Annotated in this window: 1 protein-coding gene; it reads right to left on the reverse strand. The window is 54.8% G+C overall.

Annotated elements, in window-relative coordinates; translation table 11 throughout:
• Positions 1-630: MFS transporter (locus tag CKF42_RS20925; protein ID WP_146239971.1), on the reverse strand; the 630-nt coding region annotated here is incomplete at its 3' end.
• Between the last annotated feature and the right edge of the window lie 368 nt (positions 631-998).

Consider the following 998-nt stretch of genomic DNA (forward strand, 5'->3'; position numbering starts at 1 on the left):
GATCATCACCAGTCCGGCCCCGAATAATAAGAAGCCTGCAAAGTCGAAGCGGCGCTTGGGCGTGGTGAAGTCCGGCATATATTTGCGTGCAAAGACAATACCGAGAATGCCTATTGGAATGTTGATCAGGAAAATCCAGTGCCAGGTGGCGTAGGTGACCAGAACGCCGCCCAGCATCGGTCCCAGTATCGGACCCACTAATCCCGGCATGGTGACAAAGTTGAGCACCGGCAGCAGCTCACTGCGCGGATAGGCACGCAACAGCGCCAGCCGGGCAACCGGCATCATCATGGCGCCGCCGACGCCCTGCACGATGCGTGACATAACCAGCACCGACAGCGTAGGCGAAAGCGCACAGGCCAGTGAGCCAAGGGTAAACAGTGACACGGCAACGATAAACACCTTACGCGTGCCGAAACGATCGGCAAGCCAGCCGCTGACCGGAATCAACATAGCAACAGTCAGGGTGTAGCTGATAACGGCGGATTGCATGGCCAGGGGAGAACGATCGAGGCTGGAGGCGATGGCGGGCAGTGCAGTATTCAGTATGGTGGCGTCGAGTGACTGCATGAAAAAGGCCATGGCAGCTATCCATGGCAAACCGGCCATGCTGCGCGCGGATCTTATCATTGAGTGTCCTTCTGGGGTTATCCTGCGACAAGAAGCAAAATAATAGCACCCGCAATCCGCCACGGCAGGTCTCTTTACAACGTTTAATGGCGGTTTTTGTGCGTTATTCAGGCGCGAAACGTCTGTTTTTAACCCGTTCGTTTAAAAAAGATGCGCTCAGCAAATTAATTCAAAGAAACACTTGTCAGCCCGCGGAAACTCCCTATAATGCGCCTCCATCGACACGGCACACCGGCAACGGGAAACGGGTTGAGAGGTTCAGGAGACTGAGCCGCCGGAGAAAAACTTCTGAAAAAGAGGTTGACTCTGAAGGAGGAAAGCGTAATATACGCCACCTCGCGACAGGACGCTAACGCACTGTTCGCACT

Origin of the sequence: Pantoea sp. ARC270, from assembly GCF_003236725.1 — a bacterium.
GTDB classification, from domain to species: Bacteria; Pseudomonadota; Gammaproteobacteria; order Enterobacterales; family Enterobacteriaceae; genus Pantoea; species Pantoea anthophila.